Raw genomic sequence first — 6,750 nt, 5'->3', positions numbered from 1 at the left:
TGCCCAGCTTAGCAAAGATTCGGCGAATCTTTTTAATGGAGGATATATATTTCTGCAGAAGATATTCAGTGAATTGAATCTTAGATATATCTGTAAAAAAATATCTGATAAATACAAATTCCAGTATGATCTGTCGCAGGTTCGAGTCCCGTCACAAGCTCTAAACAAAAGGCTTAACCACACAGTTTATTGACTGTGTGGTTAATTTTTTATATGATAGTTTTTCTGAAAATAGAATCGCTCTTACATAGCTCATCAAAACAGGCTTTTGGTTCTTATGGATTCTAATTCAGTATTTCAAATAAAAAATCAGCAGTCAGAAAATCATCATTTGTATAGGACCCGTTTTTACAATAATTTCATCAATCTTTCATTTTGTTTAACATCTTTCACATTCATTTTCAGCCTCAATTCAGTTTCATCATATATAATTATATTATAGAGTACAAATCTCGTCTAATTCTGAACTGTATTTCTTTAATTATTATGAATAAAAATTGGCTTGTCAATTTCTATTATTCTCTTAACTAAGCTAAAAGAACATTTTAAAGCATTGTATATTATTCAAGCCTGTTTATGTATAATATAATCATAGTCAAAAACAAGACTATGATTGGGCGATATTAAAAAAGGAGAATGATAATTATGAGGAACAATGTCTTGAAAAAGCTCGTCGCAGGGATTTCAGCTACTTGTTTGGCAGCTGCTGCAATGCCTGTTATGAGCTTAGCGGCAGAGACTAATGTCTCAACACTCGTTGGCGACGCAAACTGCGATGGCGACATTGATATGTCTGACGCTGTAATGATAATGCAGGCGCTGTCCAATCCGAACAAGTACGGCAAAGGCGGTACTGACAAAAACACTATCACCGACCAGGGCTGGATCAATGCAGACTGCAACGGTGCAAATGACGGTGTATCCAACAATGATGCACTTGCTATCCAGATGTACCTCCTTGGCAAGGGAGAACTCAGCAGTGGCAAGAATGATAATCCGGAGCAGCCTGTAGCTGACGTAGTAAAGATACACCTTAAGAATACATCTATTGAAGTCGAAGGTGAAAATGTAACAGTAAGCGGAGCAACTGTTACTATCACTCATTCAGGTGAGTATTATGTTGATGGTACACTTGACGATGGACAAATCAATGTGAATATTGCTGACACGGCCGCTGATGCTGAAACTGTAAAGATATTCCTTAACGGAGTAAATATTACTGGCAAGAGTGCTCCAGCAATACTTATCACAAACGCAGAGAATACATCTATCAATATCGTTGACGGTACTGAGAATACCATTTCAGATGGTGAAACTGCATATGAGGGAGATTATGCTAAATCTGCAGTTATCGAGGCCAAGGACGATATGACTATAAAGGGCGGAGAAAAGGGCGATGGTGTCCTTACGATCACCGCTAACACCCAGGATGCTGTTTCATGTAACAACGATATTAAGATAAACGGCGGCAAGATTAATATTACTACTAATAATTCCGAGAACAAGACTGATGGTATCAAGGCTAAGCAGTCTGTTACTGTCAAGAAAGGTTATGTTACAATAGACGCTACAGGTGATGGCATCAAGTCCAGCAAGGACGCTGTTGTATTTGAGGACGGTTATGTTTCTATCAAGGCAGGCAATGACGCTGTACAGGCTGAGACTACTATAGATATCAGCGGCGGTACACTTATTGCAGGCGGTGACCGCGGACTTACAGCTGTAACAGCTGTAAATATAATAGGTGGCGACGTTTATGCAACAGCTACCGACAATCAGGTAGATGAAAAGCTTCTTACAGGCACTACACAGGCAACTGCACTGCTTAACTGTATCGACGATGTAACAAACGAGAAGGACGGTACATGGAAGAAAGTCAATGCTATATCTGCAAATTCCAAGTCGGAGATCGCATTCACCAAGAAGTACAAGTATGTGCTTATCAGTGAAGCTTCAATAAACGGCGCTAAGTCATGCGGCTTTACCAATACATCTACAGGCGCTGCTGTAACTCATACAGACGGAAAGCAGACACAGTTCCAGCTCAGCCTTGTAACTGTATTTAATAATGTTGATCCTTTAGGATCAGGTAGCGGCAATACAACTACCAATCCTATAACTTCTGATCCGACGGTAACTACAGAAGGTCTTACTATAACTCTTTCTGACGCAGGAATGACCACAAATGCTTCTTCCGAAGCTAAAGTGGAAAACAACGTATGTACCATCTCTCAGCCAGGCGTTTTCACTGTAACAGGTGAGATGACAGGTGGACAGATCGTTATTGACGTTGACAAGACTGCTTATCCCGACGGCGTCGTTGAGCTTGAGCTCAGCGGCATGAGTCTTACAAATACTAAAACTTCTCCTATATACGTAGCGTCTATCGCTGACGAGGTAGTTATCGTTGCTAAGAACGGAACAGAAAATACTATCTCTGATGGTACTGAGTACACCAACGCCGACAATGATACGGGAGCTATCTACTCAAAGGGCGATATAAAGTTCAAGGGTAAGGGCAAGCTTACCGTAAACGGCAATGCTGCAGACGCTATCGTCGGCAAGGACGATATAAAAATATACAACGTCACACTGGTAGTAAATGCTGCTGATGACGGTATACGCGGCAAGGACAGCGTAACTATAGGAAATACATCATCAGACGGAACAGAGGTGGACTATTCAAACCTCTCCGTAACAGTAAAAACAAAAGCAGGCGACGGTATCAAAGCTACTTCCACTGATGCTTCTTCAACAGCAAAGCAGTTGGGAATAGTTACTGTCAATGGAGGTACTATAAATATTGACTCCTACGCAGACGGTATCTCAGCTGAACAGTTTTTCACCATGAACGGCGGCGAACTGACTATCAAAACCTTCCAGGGAAGCTCCTATACCGGCTCAGACAACACTCAGGGTGGCAATACAGGCGGCTTTAATCCCGGCGGTGGCAGACCCGGCGGCGGAGGAATGGGCGGTTTCGGTATGGACGGAAACTCCAACAAGACTGACATCTCCGCAAAGGGCATAAAGGCAGTAGGTCTTTATGACGAGGCTGGTACTACATGGCAGAGCGTAGGCGATATCACCATCAACGGTGGTTCTATCAATATAGACTCCTCCGACGACTGTATCCACTGCGGCGGCAGCATGCAGCTCATCGGCGGCGAGATAAAGCTTGCTTCAGCTGATGACGGCGCTCATGCCGACCATAACCTCACTATCGGCACAAAGGACAGCGGCAAGTACGATGATATCGTTATCACAGTCGAGAAGTGCTATGAGGGTATCGAAGCTCAGAAAATTTACCAGAACAGCGGCTCGGTTATCGTGAATTCCACTGACGATGGCTTTAATGCAGCCGGCGGCAGCGATGGTTCAGGTATGGGTAACACCGGTATGCCCTGGGGGCAGGGCGGTGGAGGTTTCGGAGGAGGCGGCTTCGGCAGCGGTAACTCTGGAAACTACCTCTTGCAGTTTAATGGTGGTCTTGCATTAGTCAACGCTGCCAACGGTGACCACGACGGTTACGATTCCAACGGTAATATTGAAATAAACGGCGGCTACATTATCTCAAACGGCAATGAACCATTTGACTGCGGAGACGGCGGCAGCACTATCTCAGTAAAGGGCGGCGTATGGGTATCCAACTGTCCTTCAGGTGGTATGAGCATGGGCGGCAGCGAAATGTCAGCAAGCGTAACAGCTTCAGCGAATGTATCTGCAAATACAAGATTATCACTAGTAGGAAGCGACGGAAAAGTCATAGTATCTTTCATCGTTGACAAGACAGTAAGTCAGCTTAAGGCAGGCGGCAATGGTACATCGGGCGCATCTTTCTACACAGGTGGTACTCTTAACGGTTCAACATATTTCCAGCAAGTCGACCAGACTCAGCTTGCTGCATACGGTGGTACATTTACAGGCGGAACATCTGTTAAATAAGAACTTATAATATCTTATAAATTGACCGTTAATGAACTACATTTCAAGAATGGTAAAACCCATATTACAGTTAATGTTATTAAACTCAATATAATATTGTAAACAAGGGGCAGTTTCTTTCGGAGTATAACTGAATCAATTTCTCAGTTCGATTAAGAACCAAAAGGAAACTATAATTATGTCGGTATTCATACATTATTATAGTTTCAAAAGCTACATTTTAAAATTGAAATTTGCATATGTAAATCAAAACTTATAAATAATATTCAGGAGAATATGATAAAACAAGCCCGAGAGCAGTCATATAAAGATTGCCTCAGGGCTTGTTATATTATATAATTTGCAGTAATTTCTTAAGCAGGAATGCACCCAAATACAGGAATAGGTATACGTTATCTGCATAACCAACATTACCGTTAAACAGCTTAATTCCGAATTTTATATCAGCATACTTTTCGAAATATATCAGTATTTTCAGAGACTTTGTCTTGCCGTTTTTAGCTTTAACTTCAATAGGAACAAGTGATTCTTTTGTCCTCATGAAGTAATCTTGTTCGAGTATGGAATCCTCGCGACGGTAGAAATAAAAATCACAACAGCTTTTTACAAGCGCTTTTACAAATTCTTATAGTCAATAAATGGCCCAATTACACAAAATCATAACAAATATTTCTTGTGTCTTCACATATTTAATTGTACTACTCATTTAAAATAATTGTTCATCTTCGAATCATACTAGTAAAATTCGACTGAAAATAACATTGCCTCTTAAGCATGCTGAGAAAGATCTGCTAATTGCATTTCTTTTTCATATGCCGCTTAAGAGGCCTTTATTACTTTTCACAAGTGAACGGATATATTGTCTAAATAATACTCAATTAGCGGATACAGCAACTGTTGTTACGCTAGTTGGGAGCTTTTCAGCACCAAGTATAAATTTTTGCAGCCATACAAGATCGGAAACATTTACATCTCCGTCGTCGTTTATATCGGAGTTTGCAGGGATAGGCGCATTACTTGCGATTATTTCAAGTATTGCTCTTCTCAGTGATACGAGATCAAAAACGTCAATTACACAGTCGCGATTGATATCGCCGCGCAGATCTGAATCAGGAACTGTATTAATACTGAACATGGGCTTTGTACCCTCTACGGCAACATAAGCGTCGTCAATATATATATCACAGGTTGTCATGATTGTTTGTATAGCAAGAGTCAGATCTCTCGATCCCTGTGGTATATCAACTTTAAAATGTTCGTTTGCTAGCTCTGTCCATTCATCTTTTTCTGCGTTCGCTTTGGCTATGGTTATATATTCCGGAGTACCGCCAGGAGATATATATCGTAATACAAGTTCAAACTTCAAGGAAGAAAATGTGTTTTGCATCACAACTGCGCCAAAGCTGTAGCTCTCTCCTTGCTTAAAAGTTTTTGTGCCTAGATACAGAGTCGGACCTGCCACGTCACTGGTGCGTCTGTAAGAGTGAAGTGCGTTTGTCCCATTGAAGCCGCCGATAGTCAATTCAAGCATATCATTTTCACGTGGTTCCCAGTCCCCGACAACTTCATTGAAATCATTTCTTATGTAATAACCATCCTGATCCGGAACCATGAGAATATTTTTATCAAGATATTTACCGTCTACACTGACAGGGGAGCTGTCATTACCGTTCCCAAAAACTAATTCCTTCAATTCAGCGCTTCCGCTTGATCTGTCGTTGTTTTCAATGAAGAAATTCGCACTATACAGCTCTCCTGACGTATCAAGTCCGAAGGCTCTCCATGAGTCAAAATGCTTTGCAATGTCTATACAGTCATGAACGGTCGTGGTGTTATTGTTTATTGAGGTGCTTTCCTTGCGGACGCTCCAGTACACTGGCATTGTAGAAGCTCCGTCAATCATCGGATAATTATAACGGTATGATGTGAATACCTCATATTCATGACCGTTGACTACAGCAGTTCCGTATGACCTGACCGCTGAGTTGGCTGGCGGCATTAGATTGCTCCAACCATCGACAATGTAGTATTTCATCATAGGATTCATTGTATAGCCACATGCTCCATAGAATGAATTGCCGTTAGGAGTATACTCGAAGTCATAGCTGAATGACAGGTTTGGCACATCCTTGTAGTTTAATTTCAGAGAGTTATAAATTTGACCCATAGTAAAATAATTGTCTTCAATATTTTTCCATGAACAGGTAAACGAGCTTTCGCCCGGTTCAATTTCGCAGTTACCGACATAGTTCCGATTCCACATTTCATATTCATATATGCCAATTTTGCCTCTATCAGTCTGATCGGCTGCTGAAGCTACGAATGGAATGGACAAGGCTGTTATTGCCGCGGAAACAGCAAGACACAAGGCCTTTTTTACATTACTTAGAATCATTTGTTTCACTCCCTCATATAAATTCTGAAAGCCTATTTCACCTGAAGTGTACTTTCTATACTTTTATTATACATAATTTTTAGAAAAATACAAGGCGTTTTTTGTTAATTGCATTAGTTGTTCAAAGAGTGAAATAGTAAAAAGCTGCTATAAGGCAAAAAACAGAGATGCGGTACTGTTCAGATAACCGCTTCGAATATAAGAGTTTTGCTGTACACTGATTTCGGATTCGTAAAGAATATTAATTTCATGCAGTATAAGCTGTAAAAGAAAAAGCTTCTTCATTAAGCACAGTGCTAATTGAAGAAGCTTTTTTACACTCAGAAGCTTGAAGTCTGAGATGTTCGTTATAATCAGTCGCTGAAAAGAGGTGTTGAATAATATCTGTCACCGCTGTCTGGAAGCAGAGC

Annotated in this window: 2 protein-coding genes; one reads left to right on the top strand and one right to left on the bottom strand. The window is 40.9% G+C overall.

Features of this window, described 5'->3' with window-relative positions:
• Nucleotides 1-645: 645 nt before the first annotated feature.
• The gene (locus J6U00_RS07675) at nt 646-3,945 is read left to right on the top strand and encodes a carbohydrate-binding domain-containing protein (RefSeq protein ID WP_296580731.1); all 3,300 of its coding nucleotides are present in this window, start codon (nt 646-648) and stop codon (nt 3,943-3,945) included.
• 874 nt (nt 3,946-4,819) lie between these two features.
• Here the strand turns inward: J6U00_RS07675 and J6U00_RS07670 are convergent.
• On the bottom strand, nt 4,820-6,340 hold the full coding sequence (locus tag J6U00_RS07670; protein ID WP_296580729.1) for a glycoside hydrolase family 11 protein: 1,521 nt from the start codon (nt 6,338-6,340) through the stop codon (nt 4,820-4,822).
• Between the last annotated feature and the right edge of the window lie 410 nt (nt 6,341-6,750).

The sequence above is a fragment of the Ruminococcus sp. genome (genome assembly GCF_017650195.1).
In the GTDB taxonomy this organism is placed as follows: Bacteria; Bacillota; Clostridia; order Oscillospirales; family Ruminococcaceae; genus Ruminococcus.
This window is presented reverse-complemented; position numbering and strand designations above follow the sequence as displayed.